The sequence below is a fragment of the Chromobacterium violaceum ATCC 12472 genome (assembly GCF_000007705.1).
GTDB lineage: Bacteria > Pseudomonadota > Gammaproteobacteria > Burkholderiales > Chromobacteriaceae > Chromobacterium > Chromobacterium violaceum.
Genome location: NC_005085.1, coordinates 4,104,968 through 4,125,668 on the forward strand (window position 1 = coordinate 4,104,968; position 20,701 = coordinate 4,125,668).

Consider the following 20,701-nt stretch of genomic DNA (forward strand, 5'->3'; position numbering starts at 1 on the left):
TCACGGCTCCCGCGCCACCACCAATTGCTTGCTGCCGGGCTGGCTGCTCGTCGCGTCCAGCATGATCTGCCGCGCCGCCAGCTGCTTGCGCCAGCGGGCCAAGCTTTCCGCCGGCACCTCGGCCACCTGCAGTTTCAGCCTGCCGGCCTCGTACTCCAGCGTCCGCACCTGCAGTTCGCGGCCGCTGACCGCGGCCAGCGCGCCCATCAGCTCCACCAGGTCGTCGCGCGCGGGCAGGCCGTGGCTGAGCCTGAGCCTGTCCACCGCCCGCGTCATCGCCAGCGCGCTGCTGCCCGGCTGCGCCTGGCCGCCTATCCACGGCGTGGCCGCCGCGCGGATCTGCTGCGACAGGCTGTGCTTCTGCCACGCGTACCAGCCGGACTGGCCCAGCGTCAGCAGGATCTGCGCGGCCAGCAGGCCGCCCAGCAGCCAGCCGGTCTTTTTCAGCGACGGCGCCCAGTCGCGCCAGTAGCGGTTGGCAGCCAGATCGCCCTGGGCGAAGTCGTAGCCGCCGTGGCGGCGGGCGCTGCGCCAGTCGCAGGCTTCGCCGCGCGCGGTTTCGCCCTGCCAGCCCGGCAGGCGGGCAAGCACCTCTTCGGCGCTGTCCACCCCGCACAGCTGCAGCCGGGCCGGCATGGCCGTCGACAGCAGCGAGGCGAACAGCGCCTGCTCCTGCTGCCCGCCGCCTCGCGGCAGGCTGGCCGCGTACGGCGCGGCCGCGCGCACCAGCCAGCGGTCGGACAAGCGGGTCACGCTCCAACCGCCGGCCGGCGGCGGCGAGAGCAGGCACTCCTCCGGCACGATGCGGTCGCACAGGCGGCCCAGGCTCTTGAGCATGGCCACCGCGCGGCGCAGGCCGGCCGCCTCGGTCGCCGCCACCGCGCGCCGGCCGCCGGGCAAGGCCTCGCCCAATGCATAGAGATTGGCGCCCGGGTCGTTGGCCAAGCCCTCCTCCAGCGCGAAGCCGATCACGGCCGGAGTGGGCTGCTTGACCGCGTCCGGCAGCTTCACGTCGGTGAACAGGGTGCGGCCGGCCGGCAGCACCAGCTCGCACTGCTCGGCCTTGGGCCAGCCGCCCGGCGCGCTGTCGCCCTGGGCGGAGAGCTCGCCGCGGGCGCCCAGCAAGGCCCAGGGCAGGCCGGGCTCGCTATCGGGCCAGCCCGGACGCAGATAAAGTCGCAGCGTCGTCATGTTTGTCTCCACCGGACCGCGCCTGCGGGCTGCGGCCGTCATTGCCTTCCTGTCGCCAAACCAGTTTGACGACGTTCTGATTGCTGTAGATCATCGCCCGCATCGACAGCCTGGCCTTGTCGTAGCTGGCGCGGCTGTCGAGCTGGAAATAGCTGGACGCGGCGCCGATGTCCACATCCTGCAAGGACACGCCGCCGCCCGGCAGCCGGGCCTTGAAATCGTTGGCGTCCTTGAAATAATTGGTCTGCCGCTGCTTCATCAACACCATCATGTTGCCGTCGCCCAGGCCGAGAACCATCGCCTTCAGCACCTCGCCGGTCGCGGTGTTGACGTTGATCTGCGTCACCGACGGCGGCAAGGCCGCGATGTGCGGCAGCAGCTTCTCCATCACCTCCGGCGTGTAGCCTGGCAGCCAGCGCAGCATCTCCACCCGCGCCAGCGGGCGGTTGGGCTGCGGCGCGGCGACCGCGCCATCCGCCGACGGCTTGTCGTCCTCGTCCTTGCCGCCGCGCAGCTCCTTGAGCAAGGGCTCGGACAGCTTGCTCGGCAGACCCAGCGAACTGAGCAGCCGCTTGTAGAATTTCAGCTGCTTGACGTTGGTCTGGCCGTTGAGCACCAGCGAATTGACGTTGAAGCGGCCCTGCAAATCGGTCAGCGCCCCGCTCACCTTCACGCCCTGCGCCTCGGTCTGCGGCAACGGTTGCGCCCACAGCTGGGACAGCGCCACCACGCCGTTGCCGGCCGGGCCGTTGTTGAAGCGCAGTATCTCCATCGCCCAGCCCAGGCCGGCGTCGGCCACCAGGCGCAGTTGGGCGCGGCTCTTGTCGTTCTCCAACTGGTGCCACCAAAGCCCCTGCTGCCACAACACCAGGCTGGCGGCGGTGGTGGCCAGCGCGACGATCAGCAGCGCCATGATCACCGCCATGCCGGATTGGCGCCGCCTCATGGCAACACCCATATCCGCCGCGCCTGCCGCTTGCCCGGCATTTGCACCCGCATCTCCAGCGCTCTCGGCACCCGTCCCTGGGCCGCGTCGCCCATCGGCCATGCCTGCTGCCAGCTGCCGTCGTTGAGCAAGACCCGCCAATCGACGCGCATGTCGCGTCCCAGCAAGGCGTAGACGACGGGCGAGGCCGCGCCCGCCTCTCCCGCAGACCAGCTGACGCCGCCCTCTCCGCTCTGGTAGACGATGCGCTCCCGTCCGCTCGGGTAACGCGTGGACACCGCCTCCAGCACCAGCGCCTGGCCCTTGCCGTCCTGCTGCAGCACCAGGCTGCTGGCGCCCAGCGTCAGGCCCTGCTGCTGCTCGGCGGCGTTCGCCGCCGGTTGCTGGCCGGACAGATCGCTTTCCAGCCGGCGGAAGGCCCGCGCCACGTCCACCCACTGCTCGCCGGTCTGCATCAGCCGCTCGCGGGCGATCAGCAGCGAGCCGAAAGCCTTGTAGCCCATCACCGACAGGATGGCCAACAGGCTCATCGCCACCAGGATTTCCAGCAGCGTCATGCCGCCCTGCCGCCGCGCGCTCACCCCCCGCCTCCCGCCTGCTGCCGGAGATAGCCGGTGATTTCCGCCAGCACGTAATGGCCGGCGCCGGGCGCCAGGATGCGCACCACCACCTTGCGGAAGTTGGGGTTGGGCGTGGGGGAGATTTCACGCTCCCAGCGCCACTCGACGCCGTCTTCCTTGCTTTCGCCGGCCTGCTGTCCCGGCTCCGGGAATTGCCGCAGCGCCTGCAGCATCGCGATCTGGTTCTGCGCCTCCCAATTGGCCTGCATGCGCCGCTCCATGCCCTCGGCGTTGTCGGCGGCGAGGCCGGTGGCGCGCAGCAGGGCGCCCAGCGCCACGGCGATGATGGCCAGCGCGACCAATACCTCGAACAGGGTGAAGCCTTGCTGCCGCTTCATGATCCGTCCGCCACCGTCACCCGGCCCAGCGGCGACTGCAAAACCGTCAGCTTGCGGCCGGCGCCGTCCAGCCTGAGCGCCAGCGCGGCGGCGCGGCCGTCCTGCCACAACAGCAGCGGCCGCTCGCCCCTCCAGGGCTGGCCATCCAGCAGCGCGCCCTCTCCCGATATGCCTTCGGGCCACTCGTGCGCGGCCAACAGCTCCTCGGTCACCGGCTGCCAGTCGCCGTCATCATCCAGCCGGCTGAAAGCGTAGCCCTTGCCGTTCCAGCGGAGCGCCAGCGTGTCGCCCATCTCGGCCAGATCGCCGGCCTGCTCCAGCACGCGCGCGAAGCGGTAGCCCTCGTCGTTCAGCTGGCGATGGGTGTCCGGCCTCAGGCTGAGCGTCACCGTGGTGGCGAGCACGCCGATGATCAGCATCACCACCATCACTTCGATCAGCGTGAAGCCGCGCGCGCGCGCCGCAAAAGCCACGGGCGTTCCTCCGCGTCCGGCTTACTTGCCGCTGTCCCAGTTGCCGATGTCGGCGTCGTTGCCCTCGCCGCCCGGCTCGCCGTCGGCGCCGAAGCTCCAGATGTCGATTTCGCCGTGAGTGCCCGGGTTGGCGTATTGATAGGCGTTGCCCCACGGATCCTTCGGCAGGCGCTCCAGGTAGCCGCCCGGTTTCCAGTTCTTAGGCTCCGGCGCGGCGGTCGGCTTCTGCACCAGCGCCGACAGGCCCTGGTCGGTGCTCGGATAGCGGCCGTTGTCCAGCCGGTACAGCTTCAGCGCCTGGCTGATCGCGCCGATGTCCTGCTTGGCGGCGACGATGCGCGCCTCGTCCGGGCGGCTCATCACCTTGGGCACCACCAGCGCGGCCAGCACGCCGAGGATGACGATCACCACCATGATCTCGATCAGGGTAAAGCCGCGTTGGGCGGCGCGTTTGAGCTGTTTCATCGTATCTCCGTCTTTCATGTCCGGCGGGCTCGCCGCCGGGTTGCTTCAATGGGTAATCGGAATGCGTGCCGCCATGGCGGGCACTCAATGCACCATCTGGTTCATGTCGATGATGGGCATCATGATGGCCAGCACGATCAACAGCACCATGCCGCCCATCACCAGGATCAGCAGCGGCTCCATCAGCGTGGTGAAGGTGGCCAGCTTGCGCTCCACCTCCTGCTCCTGCTGCTGGGCGGCGCGGTCCAGCATGTGGGACAAGGTGCCGCTGGCCTCGCCGCTGGAAATCAGGTGGATCAGCACCGGCGGGAACTGGCGGCTGGCATTGAGCGCGCGCGACAAGGACACACCCTCGCGCACCTTGGCCATCGCATCGGCCACCGCGTCCTGCATCGGCAGCATGGTCATCAGGCCGCGCGCCGTCTCCAGCGCGGTCAGCAGCGGCACGCCGGAGCCGACCAGGATGGACAGGGTGCTGGCCATGCGCGCGGTGTTGAGCGCGCGGAACAGCCGGCCGAACACCGGCAGCTTCAGCACCCTGGCGTGGAAGCGCCGCTTCAGCGCCGGCGCGCGCAGGGCGCGGACGATCAGGAACGCCGCGGCGGCGATGCCGATCAGCAGCGCCACGCCCCACTGGCGCAGGAAATCGCTGCAGGCCACCAGCGCGCGGGTCAGGAAAGGCAGGCTCTGCTTGGTCTGGGCGAACACGCTGACCACCTGCGGCACCACGTAGCTCATCAGGCCGGCCACCACCAGGATGGCCACCAGCGTCACCACCGCCGGATAGGCGAGCGCCAGCGTCACTTTCTGCTGGGTGTTCTGCCGCTTGTCCAGGTATTCGGCCAGCCGCGACATCACCATGTCCAGGTGGCCGGATTGTTCGCCGGCCTGCACCAGCGAGCGGTACAGCGGCGAGAACACGCCGGGCGCCGACGACAGCGCCTGGGCGAAGCCCTTGCCTTCCAGGATGTCGCTGCGCAGCGCCGCCAGCACGGTGCGGCTGCGGGCGTTTTCCGATTGCTCGGTCACCGCGGTCAACGCCTTTTCCAGCGTCAGGCCGGCGTTGAGCAGCGTCGACAGCTGCTCGGTGATCATCACCAGCTCGGCGCGCGGCAGGCCGCGGCGCAACACATTGCTGCCGGCGCCGCCGGTCTTGGCGCTGACGCCGTCCACGGTGACCGGCAGCAGGCCGCGCTCCCTGAGCTGCGCGCGCGCGGCGCGCGCGGAGTCGGCCTCCAGCAGCCCGCTCTGCTCCTTGCCCGCCGCGTCGTAGGCGGTGTACTTGAACGCCGCCATCAGCTCCTCGTCACCCGCAGGATTTCTTCCAGGCTGGTCTCGCCGGCCTTGACCCAGCGCATGCCGTCGTCGCGCAGGCTGCGCATGCCGTGGCGGTCGGCGTGGTCGCGCAGCCTGTGCTCGGACGCGCGATCATGGATCAGCCGCTGCATGGTGTCGTCGACCAGCATCAATTCGTAGATGCCGTAGCGGCCCTTGTAACCAGACTGGCCGCAAGCCGGGCAGCCCACCGGCCGGTAATGGACAACTTCCGGCGCGTCTTCCAGCGGCACCGGGTGCGGCGCCTTGCACTGCGGGCAGACGCGGCGCACCAGCCGCTGCGCCATCACGCCCAGCAGGCTGGACGCCAGCAGGAAGGGCTCGACGCCCATGTCGGTGAGGCGGGTGACGGCGCTGGCGGCGTCGTTGGTGTGCAGCGTGGCCAACACCAGGTGGCCGGTCAAGGACGCCTGCACCGCGATCTGCGCGGTTTCCAGGTCGCGGATCTCGCCTATCATCACCACATCCGGGTCCTGGCGCAGGATCGCGCGCAGCGCCTTGGCGAAGGTCATGTCGATGCGGGCGTTGACCTGGGTCTGGCCGACGCCGTCCAGGTGGTACTCCACCGGGTCCTCCACCGTCATGATGTTGGTGTGGCTGGCGTCCAGCCGCGACAGGGCGGCGTACAAGGTCGTGGTCTTGCCGGAGCCGGTGGGGCCGGTCACCAGCAGGATGCCGTGCGGCTGGCGGATCAGCTTGTCCACTGAGGCCAGCGTGTCGGCGGCCATGCCCAGCGTGGCCAGGTCGAGCTTGGCGTTCTCCTTGTCCAACAGGCGCAGCACCACCCGCTCGCCGTGGCTGGTGGGCAGCGTCGACACGCGCACGTCCACCGGCCGGCCGCCCAGGCGCAGCGAGATGCGGCCGTCCTGCGGGATGCGCTTCTCGGCGATGTCCAGGTTGGCCATGATCTTGATCCGCGACACCATCGCCGCGTGCAGGGCGCGATGCGGGCTGACCACGTCGCGCAGCGTGCCGTCCAGCCGGAAGCGCACCACCGAGCGGTCCTCGAACGCCTCGATGTGGATGTCGGACGCGCCGTCTCGCAGCGCCTGGGTCAGCAGCGCGTTGATCATGCGGATGATGGGGGCGTCGCCCTCGCTCTCCAGCAGATCCTCGACGGTGGGCAGCGACTCCACCATCTGGTTCAGATCCAGGTCCTGGCCGATGTCGTCCACCATTTCCGCCGCCGCGCCGTCGCGGCTGGCGTAATGCTCGGACAGGCGCTTCTCGAACTGGGCGGCCGTCAGCGTCTCCACGCCGGACAGCTGGCCGCCATGCACCCGCAGCGCCTCGCCCCATGCCGCCGGCTTGGCATCCTCGCGCAGCAGCAGCACCCGCCCCGCCTCGCCGTCCAGCAGGATGACGCCGTTGGCGCGGGCGAAGGGAAAGGGCAGCAGCGTCGAGAACTTGGCTTGCATCATTGCTTGGCCTTGGTGTTGTCTTCCGACTTGTTCAACGTATCCAGCGCGTTCAACGCGCCATGGATACTGCCGGCGGCCGGCGTCTTCAACTGGTCGTTGAGGCCAAGCGGCAACTTGCGGCCCACATTGCGCGCCGCATCCTCCATCACATAGCCGTAGCGCTCGCCGGCCACCGCTCGGTTGCCGATCTCGTCGCGGATGATGGTGGGACGGATGAAGATCATCAGATTGGTCTTCTTGCGCTCCTTGCCCTGGTACTTGAACAGGTTGCCGATGACCGGGATGTCTCCCAGCAGCGGCACCTTGTCCTCGGCGTTGCTCGTGGTTTCCTGGGTCAGGCCGCCCAGCGCCACTAGGCCGCCGTCGCCGACAGTCACCACCGTGTCCAGCGTGCGCCGGTTGAACGTCGGACCGGCGGCCGCGCTCAGCGTGGTCTGGTCGATGGAGTCGGCCGCCTGGCTGATCTTCATCCGGATGGTGCCGCCCTCGGATATCTGCGGAGTGATCTCCAAGCCGAAGCCCACCGTCTTGCGGTCATAGGTGCTGTAAGGCGCGTTGGAGGTGCCGTTGGTGCCGGCGGGATAGGTGGCGGTGGGCACCCCGATTTCCTGGCCGATCACGATCTTGGCTTTCTCGTTGTCCATGGTCACCAGTTGCGGACTGGCCACCAGATTGCCTTGCGCCTCCTGCTCCAAGGCCTGGGCCAGCAGGCCCAGCGTCGGAATCTGTTGCCCGCCGACGGTGATGGTATTGATGATGGCCGCGGTCAGGCCGCCGCCGGTCAGGCTGCTGACCAGGGAGCCCAATGCCGTGCCGGGGGTGTCGGAAGCGCCGGAGCCGCCCGGCACAAGCGGCTTGGACGGGCTAGGCAAGCTGTTGCCGATCAGGCCGTTGCCATGCACGTTGGCCGCCCATTGCACGCCGATCTTGGTGGCGCGGCTGGCCGTCACCTCCATCACCAGCGCCTCGACGTAAACCTGGGCGCGGCGCTTGTCCAGCAGGTCGATCACATTGCGCAGGTTCTGATACATCGGATCCGGCACGTTCAGGATCAGCGCGTTGCTGTTGCTGTCGGCCTGGATCATGGTGCCGACGCCGGCGCCGGACGGCGCGGAAGACGAGGACGCTGCCACGGCCGCGCCGGCGTCCGGCGACGACACCGGGTTCTGCGCCGAGGCGCCGCTGCCTGAGCCGGTTGTGGAAGGCATCAGGCTGGCGCTGCCGCCGGTGGACGTGGCGGTATTGATCGTGCTGCGCGTCTGCACCGGACTACCCTCGCTGGCCAGCAGCAGGCGCAGCGTCTTGGCCACCTCGGACGCCTGGGCGTTCTTCAAATACACCACGCGGACATTGGAGCCGGCCTGGCTGGGCTGGTCCAGCACTTTCAGCAGGCTCTTCACCTTGCCGATCTTGCCCGGCGTGTCGGCGCGCACCAGCAGCACGTTGGCGCGGGCGTCGGCCAGGATGGTGGTTTTGCCGCCATCGGCGCCTCCTTCCTGCATCAGCTTGTTCAGCGAGTTGGCCAACTCCACCGCCGAGCCGAACAGCACCGGGATCACCACGGTGTCACCCGCCGCCGCCGACTCTACGGACTCGATGATGGACTCGATGCGCTGGATGTTGTCGGCATAGTCGGTGACGATCAGCGCATTGGCCTGCGGATAGGCTGCCACCGTGTTGTTGGGCGACACCAGCGGGCGGATCACCGGCACCAGCTGGTTGGCGTTGCTGTTTCTCAGCGCGAACACCTTGGTGATCAGGCGGTCGCCGTCGCCACGCGGAATGCGCTTGCTGGCCTTGGCGTGCAGCTTGGCGTCCGCTTCCGGCACGATCTTGATCACGCCGTTGCCCTCCACCGCGGAAAAGCCCTGCAGGCGCAGCGAGGACAGCAGCACCTGATAGGACAGCGCGCGCGGCACCGGCCGGCTGGACACGATGTTGACCGTACCCTTGACCCGCGGATCGATGATGAAATTCTTGCCGCTGATCTCGCCTATCGCCTTGACCACGGTCTCGATGTCGGCATTGACGAAATTGAGCATGACCGTATCGTTCTGCGGCGCGGCGAGCAGATTGCAGCTGTAAATCAGGGACAGGGCGACGACGAGTTTGGAAATTCGCATTGCATTCTCTTATTGGCGAATCATCGCGGCAGGGTCCACCGCGGGTTGAGGCTGGCCATCGGGGACGGCGTTCTGGCCCGGGATGGGAACGGGCACGGCTCCGGGCATCGGCTGGGCGGGTTGCATCGCGGGAGGTTGCTGCGGCGCGGACTGCGGCATGTCGCCGCCGGCTCCTCCGCTCCCCTGCCGCTGCAGCGGAACGAACTGCTCGTTGCCGCCGGAGCGCAGGGTGACACCATTGGGCGCGACCTTGACCAATTCCCAGCCGTCGGGGGTCTGCTTGCCCTGCAGCAGCGGCTCCGGATGGCCGTTGCTGTCGATGATGGCGAACCCCTGCACGCCGTCGCGGCTGGGCGCGTACACGCCCAGCAGGCGAACCGGGGGCAAGGCCGCCACCGGCTGCTGCGGCGCTTCGCCGAACCAGTGCCCTTGCGCGGCCGCGGCGGCGGCGGCCTGCGGCTGGGCCGGCGCCAGGTCGCGGTAAGCGCGCGAGGACGGCGCGATCAGCGCGCTCAACTGCTGCCCCAGCCAGAAGGCCGCCAGTCCCAGCGCCAGGACAGGCAAAGCCTTGTGCCACTGACGGCCCGGCAATCTCCAGCGACTGAAATCCGGCTTGCGGCGCATGATTGTCTTGTCCCCTGAAACCATCAGCTTCCCGTATCGTAAATTATGCTGCGCAACTGTCACTGCAGGCACGCTAGATTAAGCAGCAAGAGGACGATTTTGCAATAGCCAGTACGAATATTTGATGACAGATAAAAATTTAGTCATCGTTAATATTTACGTCAAAGCAGCCTGGCAATTGATTTCTACCGCATATCGCCAAGGAATTTCCAATGGGAAAATGTAAACTTTCGGCATTCTCGCATAAAAAACGCCGCGGCAAGACCGCGGCGTCGGAGGGTCGAATAAACAGGATCAAAATTGATCGTCGCCAAGCGCCAGCGCGCTGTCCGCACCTTTCAAAATGGCCGCGGCCAGACCGGAAACCTGCGGCAGCAGATGCTCGGCGAAGAAGCGCGCGGTAACGATCTTGGCGTTCAGGAAATCGCTGTCCGCGTCCGCATCCTGCAGCTTGTCCTTGGCGATCAGCGCGGCGCGGCCCATCTGCCAGCCGCCCAGCACGATGCCCATCAGCTTCAGGAACGGCACCGATCCCGCGGCGGCCAGCTGGGGCTGGGCGCCGAAGGTCTCCAGGATGAAGGCGACGCAGCGCTCGGCATCGGCGATCGCCGACGACAGGTTGCCGGCGATGGAGTCGAAGCCGGCGGCCTGCAGCTTGCCCGCCGTCGACTGCGCCTCGGCCAGCAGCGCGCGGGCCACGACGCCGTGATCCATCGCCGTCTTGCGGCCGATCAGGTCCAGCGCCTGGATGCCGGTGGTGCCTTCATAGATGGCGGTGATGCGGGCGTCGCGGTAATACTGGGCGACGCCGGTCTCCTCGATGTAGCCCATGCCGCCATGCACCTGGACGGCGAGGCTGGTGATCTCGTTGGCCTGCTCGGTGTTCCAGCCCTTGACGATGGGAATCAGGAAATTCAGCAGCGCCTGGTTGCGCGCGGCCTCGGCCGCCACCGGATGGCGGGCGGCGCGGTCCAGCGCGGCCGCGGCGTAGAAAGTCAGCGCGCGCTGCGCTTCGATCTGGGCGCGCATCGTCATCAGCATGCGGCGCACGTCAGGGTGCCGGATGATGGCCACGCCGGCCGGGTCCGGCGAGCCGATGGCGCGGCTCTGCACCCGATCGCGGGCGTACTCCACCGCTTTTTGATAGGCGCGCTCCGACACCGCCACGCCTTCGATGCCCACGCCCAGGCGGGCGTGGTTCATCATGGTGAACATGTAGTTCAGGCCCTTGTTCGGCTCGCCGACCAGGTAGCCGACCGCGCCGTCGTTGTCGCCGAAGCTCATCACCGCGGTCGGGCTGCCGTGTATGCCCAGCTTGTGCTCCAGCGACACGCAGCGCACGTCGTTGCGCGCGCCGAGCGAGCCGTCGGCGTTCACCAGGAACTTAGGCACAATGAACAGCGAGATGCCCTTCACCCCGGCTGGCGCGTCCGGCAGACGGGCCAGCACCAGGTGGACGATGTTCTCGGCCATGTCGTGCTCGCCCCAGGTGATGAAGATCTTCTGGCCGCTGACGCGGTAGCTGCCGTCGGCGGCCGGCGCGGCCTTGGTTCGCACCTGGGCCAGGTCGGAGCCGGCCTGCGGCTCGGTCAGGTTCATGGTGCCGGTCCACTGGCCGCTGGCCATCATCGGCAGATAGATGTTCTTCAGCTCATCCGAGGCGTGATGGTGGATGGCCTCCACCGCGCCCAGCGTCAGCAGCGGCGCCAGCGAGAAGGCCAGGTTGGACGAACACCACATTTCCTCCACCGCCGCCGCCACCAGCGCCGGCATGCCCTGGCCGCCATATTCCTCCGGCGCGCGCAGGCCCACCCAGCCGGACTCGACATACTGTTGCCAGGCGTCCTTGAAGCCCGGCGCGGCGCTCACTTCGCCGTCCTTCCACTTGGCGCCCTGGTCGCCCTGCTTGTTGATGGGCGCCAGCACGCCCTCGGCGAACTTGGCGCCCTCCTCCAGCACGGCGTCGGTCAGTTCCACCGAGCATTCGCCGTAGCCCGGCAGTCCGCAGATCGCCGCCAGGTCGGCCAGCTCGTTCAATGCAAATCGGATGTCCTTGATTGGGGCGTGATAGATCATCGCGCTTCTCCTCTGCTTCTCTCGCGTCGGCCCGCGTGCCGCGGGCCATGAAAAAACCGGCGCTCAACTCTGGGCGCCGGCTGCTGTTGTTGATTCCGGCGGCTATGCTGCCTGCTCGGTCGGGGGCGCTTGCGGCCGCGCCCCCGGCTGCCGCTTACTTCGACAGTTCGGCGATCAGCTCCGGCACCACGGTGAACAGGTCGCCGACGATGCCGTAGTCGGCCACCTGGAAGATCGGAGCTTCCTCGTCCTTGTTGATGGCGACGATCACCTTGGAGTCCTTCATGCCCGCCAGGTGCTGGATCGCGCCGGAGATGCCGACGGCGAAGTACAGCTGCGGTGCCACCACCTTGCCGGTCTGGCCGACCTGGTAGTCGTTCGGCGCGTAGCCAGCGTCGACCGCGGCGCGCGAGGCGCCGACGGCGGCGGACAGCTTGTCGGCCAGCGGGCCGATCACCGCCTTGAACTGCTCTTCCGAGCCCAATGCGCGGCCGCCGGACACGATCACCTTGGCCGAGCCCAGTTCCGGGCGGTCGGACTTGGTCAGTTCCTGGCCGACGAAGGCGGACAGCTGGCTGTCGGCGCCGGCGGCGATGGTTTCCACCGCGGCCGAACCGCCCTGGCCCGCCGCGTCGAAGGCGGTGGTACGCACGGTGATCACCTTGATGGCATCGGCCGACTGCACGGTGGCCAGCACGTTACCGGCGTAGACCGGGCGCACGAAGGTGTCGGCGGATTCGATGGCGACGATTTCGGAAATCTGAGCGACGTCCAGCAACGCGGCGACGCGCGGCAGCAGATTCTTGCCGAAGGACGAAGCCGGGGCCAGCACGTGGCTATAGCCCTTGGCCAGGCCGACGATCAGCGCGGACAGGCTTTCGGCCAGACCGTGCGCATAGTGGGCGGCGTCGGCCAGCAGCACCTTGGCCACGCCGGCCACGCTCTTGGCGGCGTCGGCGGCGGCGTCGGCGTTGTGGCCGGCCACCAGCACATGCACTTCGCCCAGCTTGGCCGCGGCGGTGATGGTGTTCAGGGTGCCTGCCTTCAGGCTCTGGTTGTCGTGTTCAGCGATAACGAGAATAGCCATGTCTTACAGCACCTTTGCTTCGTTCTTGAGTTTGGCGACCAGTTCGGCGGCGTTGGCCACCTTGATGCCGGCGGAACGCTTGGCCGGTTCGGCCACTTTCAGCGTCTTCAGGCGCGGCGCGGCGTCGACGCCCAGTTCGGCCGGCGTGGTCTTGTCCAGCGGCTTCTTCTTGGCGGCCATGATGTTGGGCAGCTTGATGAAGCGCGGCTCGTTCAGGCGCAGGTCGGCGGTGACCACGGCCGGCAGGCGCAGCTTGACGGTTTCCAGGCCACCGTCGATCTCGCGGATCACGTCCACGGTCTCGGCCGCCAGGTCGACCTTGGAGGCGAACGTGCCCTGGGACCAGCCCAGCAGCGCGGAAGTCATCTGGCCGGTCTGGTTGGCGTCGTCGTCGATCGCCTGCTTGCCCAGGATCACCAGTTGCGGTTGCTCCTTGTCGGCGACGGCCTTCAGCAGCTTGGCCACGGCCAGCGGCTGCAGCTCGACGTCGGTTTCCACCAGGATGGCGCGGTCGGCGCCCATCGCCAGCGCGGTGCGCAGCGTTTCCTCGCACTGCTTGACGCCCATGGACACGGTGACGATCTCGCTCACCTTGCCGGCTTCCTTCAGACGCACCGCCTCTTCCACGGCGATCTCGTCGAAGGGATTCATCGACATCTTGACGTTGGCGATATCAACGTCGCTGCCGTCGGCTTTGACGCGGACTTTCACGTTGTAATCGACAACGCGTTTCACTGCGACTAGAACTTTCATATTCCTCCAGCAAACTTCTGTGGGTTAATCGAACGCGGAAGGCAACGACGGCCAGCAGAGCCTGATTATGCCCCAAGCAAAATTCAAACGAGCGTTTGGTTTGTACGCATCGACGCGACGCGTGGTGAAAATGCAACTCGGCGTCGATAGTACGTCATTTCCCTGCGGTTTGCATTTCAGGCCAAAGCTGTCACAATGCACTGCAACATTTCCCCGTCATAAATCTCGCAGGGAGTTGTCATGACCGTCTATTTCGAGGATCTGGCCGTCGGCGCCAGCGCCGAATCGGGCAAAACCATCACTGAGGCCGACGTACTGCTGTTCTCCGCCGTCAGCGGAGACAACAATCCCGTGCATCTGGACCAGACCTACGCCGCCACCACGCCTTTCGAGACCCGCATCGCCCACGGCATGCTGACCGCCAGCCTGATCTCCGGCGTGATCGGCACCCGCCTGCCCGGCTACGGCACCGTCTACCTGTCTCAGTCCACCCGCTTCAAGGCGCCGGTGCGCATCGGCGAAACCGTCACCACCCGCGTCACCGTCGAAGAGCTGATCCCGGAAAAGAAACGGGTGCGGCTCTCCACCCAATGCCGCGTCGGCGACAAGGTGGTGCTGGAAGGGGAATCGCTGGTGATCGCGCCGTCCCGCAATTGAGCTCAACAGGACTGGCCGTGCCGGGCCAGCGCCCAGCGCACCGGCTCGGCCACCAGCTCGTCGGGAAAGTCCAGCCGTCTGCGCAGCGCGGCCACCACTTCCGGCGTGGTGGGCGAGTTGCCCAGGCCCACGGCCAGGTTGGACAGCCACTTGTGGTAGCCGATCCGATAGATCGGGCTGCCCGCCATCCGCTCGCGGAATTCGTCCGCGCTCCAGTCGAACAGTTCTACCAGACTGGCGCAATCCAGGCCATGACGCACCGCAAAATCAGCTTCCGCTGTTAAAGCGCCGAAACGATTCCACGGACAGAACAGCTGGCAATCGTCGCAGCCGTAAACGCGATTGCCGATCAAGGGCCGCAGCGGTTCCGGGATCGCGCCCTTCAACTCGATGGTCAGGTAGGAAATGCAACGCCGCGCGTCCACCGTATAGGGTTCGACGATGGCGCCGGTGGGGCACACGTCCAGGCAACGCGTGCAGCGGCCGCAGTGCCCATCCTCGGCCTCGTCGGGCGGCAGCGGCAGATCGGTCAGGATCTCGCCGAGGAAGAACAGCGAGCCCTGGCGTTTGGTCAGCAGCAGCGTGTGCTTGCCGCGCCAGCCCAGGCCAGCCTGGGAGGCCAGCGCCACTTCGGCCAGCGGCGCGCTGTCGGTGAACACCCGATAGCCGAACGATCCGACCGCGCCCTCGATGCGCTCAGCCAGTTTCTGCAGCCGGTTGCGCAGCACCTTGTGATAGTCGCGCCCCAGCGCGTAACGCGACAAATAGGCGCGCGACGGGTCGGCCAGCACCCGTTCGGCCGGCTCGGATCCCGGCCAGTAATTCATCCGCAGCGAAATCACCGACAGCGTGCCCGGCACCAGCTCCGCGGGGCGGACGCGCAGCGCGCCATGGCGCGCCATGTAGTCCATCTCGCCGTGATGGCCGGCCGCCAGCCAGGCTTCCAGCCGTTGCTCCGCCTCCGGCGGCAGCGCCGCGCGCGTGACGCGGGCATCGGCGAAACCGGCTTCGCGCGCCCAGGCTTTGATTTGGCGCGACAATTCGGGATAATCCGGTTTTTGAGGAGGATTCTCAGTCATGGCGATGGATGATACCAGCGTTCAAAGCGGCAGCCTGCCCGACGAGAGCGCGACCCTGGCGCTGGGCGCAGCCTTCGCCGCCGCCGCGCAACCCGGCCTGACCGTGCACCTGCTGGGCGACCTCGGGGCCGGCAAGACCACCTTCACCCGCGGCCTGCTGGCCGCGCTGGGCCACCGCGGCAAAGTGAAAAGTCCCACCTACACCCTGGTGGAAAGCTACGCCTTTCCTGAATATAGTGTCCATCACTTCGACCTGTACCGCTTCGCCGATCCCGAGGAATGGAACGACGCCGGCTTCAGCGAATATTTCGGCCAGGACAGCCTATGCTTGGTGGAGTGGCCGGACAAGGCCCGCGGACTCGCGCCCGCGCCCGACATCGTGCTGGAACTTGCCGTCGACGGAGATGGTCGCACCTATCACTTTCAAGCCCTGAGCCAAACCGGACAGTCATGCCTGATTCGACTTTCGACCCCACACGCCGCGCGCTGATAGGCGCGGCAGCCGCCACCTTCCTGTTCGCCGTCAGCCGCAAGGGCTGGGCGGCCGGCAGCCAGATCGTCGCCCTGCGGATCTGGCCGTCGTCCACCTACACCCGCATCACGCTGGAGTCCAGCGCCGCCATCCAGTACAAGCAGTTCACGCTGGCCAATCCCAACCGGCTGGTGATAGACCTGCAAGGCGTGCAGCTGAACGGCGTGCTGAAGGACATCAGCGGCCAGATCGCCGCCGCCGATCCCTATATCCGCACCGCCCGCGCCGGCCAGTTCGATCCGGACACCGTGCGCCTGGTGCTGGACCTGAAAACCGACGTCAAGCCGCAGGCCTTCACCCTGGCCCCGGTGGCCGAATACCAGCACCGGCTGGTAGTGGACCTGTACCCGGCCAGCGGCCAGCAGGACGATCCGCTGCTGGCGCTGCTGCAGGACTACAACAAGGGCAAGATGGAGCAGCCGCCCGCCCAGATCAAGCCCAAGTCCAAGAACACCGACCGGCCCATCATCGTGATGCTGGACCCCGGCCACGGCGGCGAAGATCCCGGCGCCATCGGCCTGCAGGGCAACCGCGAGAAAGACGTGGTGCTGAAGATAGGCCATCAGCTGAAGCAGCTGATCGACGCCGAATCCAACATGAAGGCCTACATGACGCGCAGCGACGACGTGTTCATCCCGCTGGGCGTGCGCGTGGCCAAGGCGCGCAAGCTGAACGCCGACCTGTTCGTCTCCATCCACGCCGATGCCGCGCCCAACCGCGCCGCGCGCGGCTCCTCGGTGTTCGCGCTGTCCGAGAAAGGCGCCACCAGCGCCTTCGCCAAGGCGCTGGCGCAGACCGAGAACAATTCCGACCTGGTCGGCGGCGTCAAGATCGGCAGCAAGGACAAATACCTGGCGCACACGCTGCTGGACCTGACGCAGACCGCCACCATCAATGACAGCCTCAAGCTGGGCAAGACGGTGCTGGGCCAGCTGGGCGGCTTGAACAAGCTGCACAAGAACGCGGTGGAGCAGGCGGGGTTCGCGGTGCTGAAGGCGCCGGACATCCCGTCCATCCTGGTGGAAACCGCCTTCATCTCCAATCCGGAAGAGGAACAGCGGCTGATCACCGCCGAGTTCCAGCAGCAGATGGCCAACGCCATCTTCAGCGGCGTCAAGCGCTACTTCGCGTCGGGCGCGGCGCTGGCCGCGCGCGCCTGAACGGGCGTCCAGCCGCCAAAACAAAACCGCCGGCCATTTGGCCTGGCGGTTTTTTTGTCTGTCAGCCAGCGCTCAATGCGTCGGCGGCGTTTCCCCGGGAGGATGATCCTCCTCTGCCGGCACCCGATAACTCTCGCTGGCCCACTGCCCCAGGTCGATCAGGCGGCAGCGCTCGCTGCAGAACGGGCGATAACGGCTCTGCGGCTCCCAGCGCACTTCGGCTTTGCAGGTGGGGCAGGCGACGATGCGTACGGACTCGGACATGATGCTCAAAACTTGCAGTTGGTCAGTTGGAATTCGACATCCTGTTCGGTCTGCCGCGGCCGGGCCTCGCCGGTCACCGCGCTGACGAAGCGGATGTTGAGCGCGTATTTGTTGGCGGACAATTCGGGCAGCAGTTCCAGATTGTCGTCGTAAGCCACCTGGATCAGCTGCACCACCTTGCCGCCGGACATCTGCTGGAACGCGCCCTTGCGCGCCACGTAATGGTAGGTCTTGCCGCTGTCGCGCAGCAGATGCAGCAGGATTTCGGCCGCGTCGGCGGTGGGCATCAGCGGCGCGGCCCAGCGGCGCAGATCCTGGCGCCGCACTTCGGCCGAGCGCTGCTGCCACAGGTGGTAGGACGGCAGGTCGAACTGGCAGGTGCCGCCCGGAATGCCGGCGCGCTGCTTGATCGCCATCAGCCACTCGTTCTCGCGCAGGTTCTGGCCGAACTTGCCGGTCAGCGCCAGCAGCTGCGACGACGCGCGCTCGATCTCCTCCAGCACGCCTTCCAGCGTTTCTTCCGCGACGTTGGGATTGTCGCGCAAGGCCTCCAGCATCTGCTTCTGCCGCTCCAGCTCCTGCAGCAGGTCGGCTTTCAGGTCGGCGCGGGACGCCGTCTCCATCAACTCGAACAGCACCTGCAGCGCGGCATGGTGATCGTGGGGATGATCCTTGCCGATGAAGTAGGCCAGCCGCCCGTACAGATACTCCAGACGGAGCAGAATACGGGTGCGCTCGGTGACAGGAAATTCGAAACTGATCACGGCAGATCTGCCCTTCTCCACGGCTTGCAGCAAGCCTTATAACATTGCTTTGACAAGATTTGCCAGATAATAACTGTGTTTGGCATCAACTTGAAGCCTCAATTCTGCCAAGCCGCCGCTATTGTCGATGACATCGTCGGCGCGGCGCAGCCTCTCCGACCTCGGCAGTTGGGCGGCCATGATCGCGCGCACCGCGTCCGCGCTCAACTTGCTGCGCCGCATCACCCGCTCCACCTGGACTTCCTCGCTGCAGTCGACCACCAGAGCGCGCGCCAGCAGCGGCGCGTAGCGGTCGCTCTCAAACAGCAAAGGCACCACCAGCACCGCGTAGTCTCCGACCGCCGCCTGCAGGCGCCGCACGCTCTCCGCGTGAATGGCCGGATGCAGGATGGCCTCCAGCCGCTTTCTCTCCTCCGGCGCGGCGAACACCCGCGCCCGCATCGCCGCGCGGTCCAGCGAACCGTCACCGGCGACGACGCCCGGGCCAAAGACGCGGACGATCTCGGTCATTGCCGCGCCGCCCGGCCCCGTCAACTGGTGGGCGATGCTGTCGGTATCGATGACCGGCACGCCCAGCTCGGCGAAGCGGTCCGCCGCCGCGCTCTTGCCTGAGCCGATGCCGCCGGTCAGCCCCACTACCGGGATAGCCATGTCAAATATCCATTCATGATCTGCGGCCCCCACACCAGCGCGATCCAGCCGGCGGCCGAAAGATAGGGGCCGAACGGGATTTCCTGCCCCCGGCCAACGCGCGAGGCGGACATCATGGCGATGCCGCAAACCGCTCCAACCAAAGACGACAACAATATGATCAGCGGCAGCATGGTCCATCCCAGCCAGGCGCCCAGCGCCGCCAGCAGCTTGAAATCACCGCCCCCCATGCCATGCCGTCCCGCCACCAGCTTGTAGGCATGCGACACCAGCCATAGCGTCATGTAACCATAAACCGCCCCCAACACCGCGGCCGACAGCGGCACCAGCCCCGTCATCAGGTTGAACAGCAAGCCGCCCCACAGCAGCGGCAGGGTCAGGCCATCCGGCAGCAGCTTGGTGTCGAAATCGATGAAGGCCAGCGCCAGCAGGACAGCCGTCAGCGCCAGCGCGCCGGCCAGCGGCCAGCCCCAGCCCAGCTTCCACGCCAGGAAACCGTACAGTGCGCCGCACAGCAGCTCCACCAGCGGATATCGCCGGCTGATAGCTTCGCCGCAATCGCCGCAGCGGCCGTGCAGCAGCAGGTAACTGAGCAAGGGCACATTGTGCCAGGGCCGCACCGGCGCGCGGCAAGCGGGGCAATGCGAGGCGGGCCGCCACAGATTGTAGCCGCCATCGTCCAGCTCGTGCCTGGCCTGCTCCGCGGCCAAGCGCAGCGCGGCAGGCGCGCCCCCTTCCGCCAGGTACTCCACGCTGTCGGCCAGGAACTCCCGCTCCAGCATCCTGGGCAGCCTGTGGATCACCACGTTCAGAAAACTCCCCACCATCAATCCGAACACAAGCGCCGCGCCTGCCAGCCAAGCGGGGTGAGTGGCCAGCAGCCATGTCATGTCATCCAGCATCAACCCACCACCTGGCCCATCTTGAAAATCGGCATGTACATCGCGATCACCAACCCGCCTATCAATATCCCCAGAATCACCATGATCGCCGGCTCCAGCAGGCTGGACAGCGCGGCCACCGCATTATCCACTTCTTCCTCGTAAAAGTCGGCCACCTTGTCCAGCATCTGGTCGAGCGAGCCGGACTCTTCGCCTATCGAAGTCATCTGCAGCACCATGTTAGGGAACAAGTCGGTGCGCTGCATCGAGTAATTGAGGCTGGAACCGGTGCTGACATCGGCCTGGATGCGCCGCGTCGCCTCGGCGTAAACCTGATTGCCGGCCGCCCCGCCGACCGAGTCCAGCGCCTCCACCAGCGGGACGCCGGCGGAAAACAGCGTGGACAAGGTGCGCGCCCAGCGCGCGATGGTGGCCTTGCGTATGATGTCGCCGATCACCGGCAAGCGCAGCAGGATGCGGTCCATCTGCTCCTGCATCTTGGGCGTGCGCTTGAACGCGTAGAAAAAGGCGAATATCGCGCCGAACAGCGTGCCGAAGATCAGCCACCAGAAATGGACGAACTGGTCCGACAGCCAGATCACGAACAGCGTCGGCGCCGGCAGATTGGCGCCGAAGCTGGAGAACAGGTCCTTGAACGCCGGGATCACGTAAATCATGATCACCGCGGTGATGATGAAGGCGGTGCCGACGATGGCCGACGGATAGATCATCGCCGACTTGATCTTGGACTTGATGGCCATCACCTTTTCCTTATAGGTGGCCAGCTTGTCCAGCAAGGTATCCAGCACGCCGCCCGCCTCGCCGGCCGCGATGATGTTGCAGAACAGCTTGTCGAAATACAGCGGGCGCTTGCGGAAGGCCTCGGCCAGCGACAGGCCGGTTTCGACATCCGCCCGCACCTCCAGCAGCATCCGCGTCACCGCTGGATTGCTGTGGCCCTTGGCCGCGATGTCGAAGGCCTGCAGCAGCGGCACGCCGGCGCGCATCATCGTCGACAATTGGCGGGTGAACAGCGTGATGTCCTTTTCGGTGATCTTCTTGCCGAAACCGCTGCGCCGCCGGCGGATCTTGGCGACATTGATGCCCTGCCGCCGCAACTGGGTCTTGGCGACGGCCTCCGACTCGGCGCGCAGCTCGCCCCGTATCATCTTGCCGGACTTGTCCTTGCCTTCCCATTCCCAGATGTAGCCCGGATTCGCCTTTTTGGCTGCCGTGGTCGCCATCGCCCCATTCCTTTTAA

Annotated in this window: 22 protein-coding genes; 3 read left to right on the top strand and 19 right to left on the bottom strand. The window is 66.8% G+C overall.

Annotated features, from left to right (window positions below; translation table 11 throughout):
• From gspL to CV_RS18905, 13 genes are all read right to left on the bottom strand, one after another.
• Positions 1 to 1,191, bottom strand: coding sequence for a type II secretion system protein GspL (gene gspL / locus CV_RS18845; protein WP_043596718.1), 1,191 nt, complete (start codon positions 1,189 to 1,191; stop codon positions 1 to 3).
• The gene (gene gspK, locus CV_RS18850; protein ID WP_011137354.1) at positions 1,148 to 2,137 is read right to left on the bottom strand and encodes a type II secretion system minor pseudopilin GspK; all 990 of its coding nucleotides are present in this window, start codon (positions 2,135 to 2,137) and stop codon (positions 1,148 to 1,150) included. Before gspK ends, gspL begins: the two co-directional genes overlap by 44 nt.
• Complete coding sequence (locus CV_RS18855) at positions 2,134 to 2,718, bottom strand: type II secretion system protein GspJ (RefSeq protein ID WP_011137355.1); 585 nt, start codon at positions 2,716 to 2,718, stop codon at positions 2,134 to 2,136. Before CV_RS18855 ends, gspK begins: the two co-directional genes overlap by 4 nt.
• Positions 2,715 to 3,095 carry a type II secretion system minor pseudopilin GspI gene (gspI, locus tag CV_RS18860; protein WP_011137356.1) on the bottom strand — a complete coding sequence of 127 codons (381 nt, stop codon included), beginning with the start codon at positions 3,093 to 3,095 and terminating at the stop codon, positions 2,715 to 2,717. The genes CV_RS18855 and gspI overlap by 4 nt, the downstream gene beginning before the upstream one ends.
• Positions 3,092 to 3,568: a prepilin-type N-terminal cleavage/methylation domain-containing protein gene (locus CV_RS18865; protein ID WP_011137357.1), complete on the bottom strand. Its 477-nt coding sequence runs from the start codon at positions 3,566 to 3,568 to the stop codon at positions 3,092 to 3,094. The genes gspI and CV_RS18865 overlap by 4 nt, the downstream gene beginning before the upstream one ends.
• Positions 3,569 to 3,589: 21 nt before the next feature.
• Positions 3,590 to 4,033, bottom strand: a complete 444-nt coding sequence (gene gspG, locus CV_RS18870) for a type II secretion system major pseudopilin GspG (RefSeq protein WP_011137358.1) — start codon at positions 4,031 to 4,033, stop codon at positions 3,590 to 3,592.
• Positions 4,034 to 4,117: 84 nt separating this feature from the next.
• Positions 4,118 to 5,329, bottom strand: a complete 1,212-nt coding sequence (gene gspF, locus CV_RS18875; RefSeq protein ID WP_011137359.1) for a type II secretion system inner membrane protein GspF — start codon at positions 5,327 to 5,329, stop codon at positions 4,118 to 4,120.
• Positions 5,329 to 6,789, bottom strand: a complete 1,461-nt coding sequence (gene gspE, locus CV_RS18880; RefSeq protein WP_011137360.1) for a type II secretion system ATPase GspE — start codon at positions 6,787 to 6,789, stop codon at positions 5,329 to 5,331. The genes gspF and gspE overlap by 1 nt, the downstream gene beginning before the upstream one ends.
• Positions 6,786 to 8,912, bottom strand: a complete 2,127-nt coding sequence (gene gspD / locus CV_RS18885; protein ID WP_011137361.1) for a type II secretion system secretin GspD — start codon at positions 8,910 to 8,912, stop codon at positions 6,786 to 6,788. Before gspD ends, gspE begins: the two co-directional genes overlap by 4 nt.
• A gap of 9 nt (positions 8,913 to 8,921) precedes the next feature.
• Positions 8,922 to 9,536: a type II secretion system protein N gene (locus CV_RS18890; RefSeq protein ID WP_011137362.1), complete on the bottom strand. Its 615-nt coding sequence runs from the start codon at positions 9,534 to 9,536 to the stop codon at positions 8,922 to 8,924.
• A 294-nt stretch (positions 9,537 to 9,830) separates the two neighbouring features.
• Positions 9,831 to 11,612 carry an acyl-CoA dehydrogenase gene (locus CV_RS18895; RefSeq protein ID WP_011137363.1) on the bottom strand — a complete coding sequence of 594 codons (1,782 nt, stop codon included), beginning with the start codon at positions 11,610 to 11,612 and terminating at the stop codon, positions 9,831 to 9,833.
• A 154-nt stretch (positions 11,613 to 11,766) separates the two neighbouring features.
• Positions 11,767 to 12,699, bottom strand: a complete 933-nt coding sequence (locus CV_RS18900; protein WP_011137364.1) for an electron transfer flavoprotein subunit alpha/FixB family protein — start codon at positions 12,697 to 12,699, stop codon at positions 11,767 to 11,769.
• Between the two features lie 3 nt (positions 12,700 to 12,702).
• Complete coding sequence (locus CV_RS18905; protein ID WP_011137365.1) at positions 12,703 to 13,452, bottom strand: electron transfer flavoprotein subunit beta/FixA family protein; 750 nt, start codon at positions 13,450 to 13,452, stop codon at positions 12,703 to 12,705.
• Between the two features lie 240 nt (positions 13,453 to 13,692).
• Here CV_RS18905 and CV_RS18910 point away from each other — a divergent pair, with 240 nt between their 5' ends.
• Positions 13,693 to 14,109, top strand: coding sequence for a MaoC family dehydratase (locus CV_RS18910; RefSeq protein WP_011137366.1), 417 nt, complete (start codon positions 13,693 to 13,695; stop codon positions 14,107 to 14,109).
• 2 nt (positions 14,110 to 14,111) lie between these two features.
• On the opposite strand, the gene queG is transcribed toward CV_RS18910, so the two are convergent.
• The gene (queG, locus tag CV_RS18915) at positions 14,112 to 15,149 is read right to left on the bottom strand and encodes a tRNA epoxyqueuosine(34) reductase QueG (protein ID WP_227590057.1); all 1,038 of its coding nucleotides are present in this window, start codon (positions 15,147 to 15,149) and stop codon (positions 14,112 to 14,114) included.
• 37 nt (positions 15,150 to 15,186) lie between these two features.
• On the opposite strand from queG, the gene tsaE reads away from it, so the two are divergent.
• Both tsaE and CV_RS18925 read left to right on the top strand, forming a co-directional pair.
• Positions 15,187 to 15,678, top strand: coding sequence for a tRNA (adenosine(37)-N6)-threonylcarbamoyltransferase complex ATPase subunit type 1 TsaE (tsaE, locus tag CV_RS18920; protein ID WP_011137368.1), 492 nt, complete (start codon positions 15,187 to 15,189; stop codon positions 15,676 to 15,678).
• Positions 15,639 to 16,880 carry an N-acetylmuramoyl-L-alanine amidase gene (locus CV_RS18925; RefSeq protein WP_043596725.1) on the top strand — a complete coding sequence of 414 codons (1,242 nt, stop codon included), beginning with the start codon at positions 15,639 to 15,641 and terminating at the stop codon, positions 16,878 to 16,880. The genes tsaE and CV_RS18925 overlap by 40 nt, the downstream gene beginning before the upstream one ends.
• Before the next feature lie 72 nt (positions 16,881 to 16,952).
• Here CV_RS18925 and yacG read toward each other — a convergent pair whose 3' ends face one another.
• The 5 genes from yacG to CV_RS18950 are packed head-to-tail and all read right to left on the bottom strand — an operon-like array spanning position 16,953 to position 20,684.
• Positions 16,953 to 17,144 carry a DNA gyrase inhibitor YacG gene (gene yacG / locus CV_RS18930; RefSeq protein ID WP_011137370.1) on the bottom strand — a complete coding sequence of 64 codons (192 nt, stop codon included), beginning with the start codon at positions 17,142 to 17,144 and terminating at the stop codon, positions 16,953 to 16,955.
• Positions 17,145 to 17,149: 5 nt separating this feature from the next.
• Positions 17,150 to 17,908 (bottom strand): cell division protein ZapD, encoded by a 759-nt coding sequence (gene zapD / locus CV_RS18935; protein WP_011137371.1) that lies wholly within the window; start codon positions 17,906 to 17,908, stop codon positions 17,150 to 17,152.
• Positions 17,909 to 17,944: 36 nt separating this feature from the next.
• Entirely contained in the window at positions 17,945 to 18,559 is a 615-nt protein-coding gene (gene coaE / locus CV_RS18940; RefSeq protein ID WP_011137372.1) for a dephospho-CoA kinase, read from the bottom strand.
• Positions 18,544 to 19,461 (bottom strand): prepilin peptidase, encoded by a 918-nt coding sequence (locus CV_RS18945; protein WP_011137373.1) that lies wholly within the window; start codon positions 19,459 to 19,461, stop codon positions 18,544 to 18,546. Before CV_RS18945 ends, coaE begins: the two co-directional genes overlap by 16 nt.
• Positions 19,461 to 20,684, bottom strand: a complete 1,224-nt coding sequence (locus tag CV_RS18950; protein WP_011137374.1) for a type II secretion system F family protein — start codon at positions 20,682 to 20,684, stop codon at positions 19,461 to 19,463. Before CV_RS18950 ends, CV_RS18945 begins: the two co-directional genes overlap by 1 nt.
• Positions 20,685 to 20,701 lie beyond the last annotated feature (17 nt).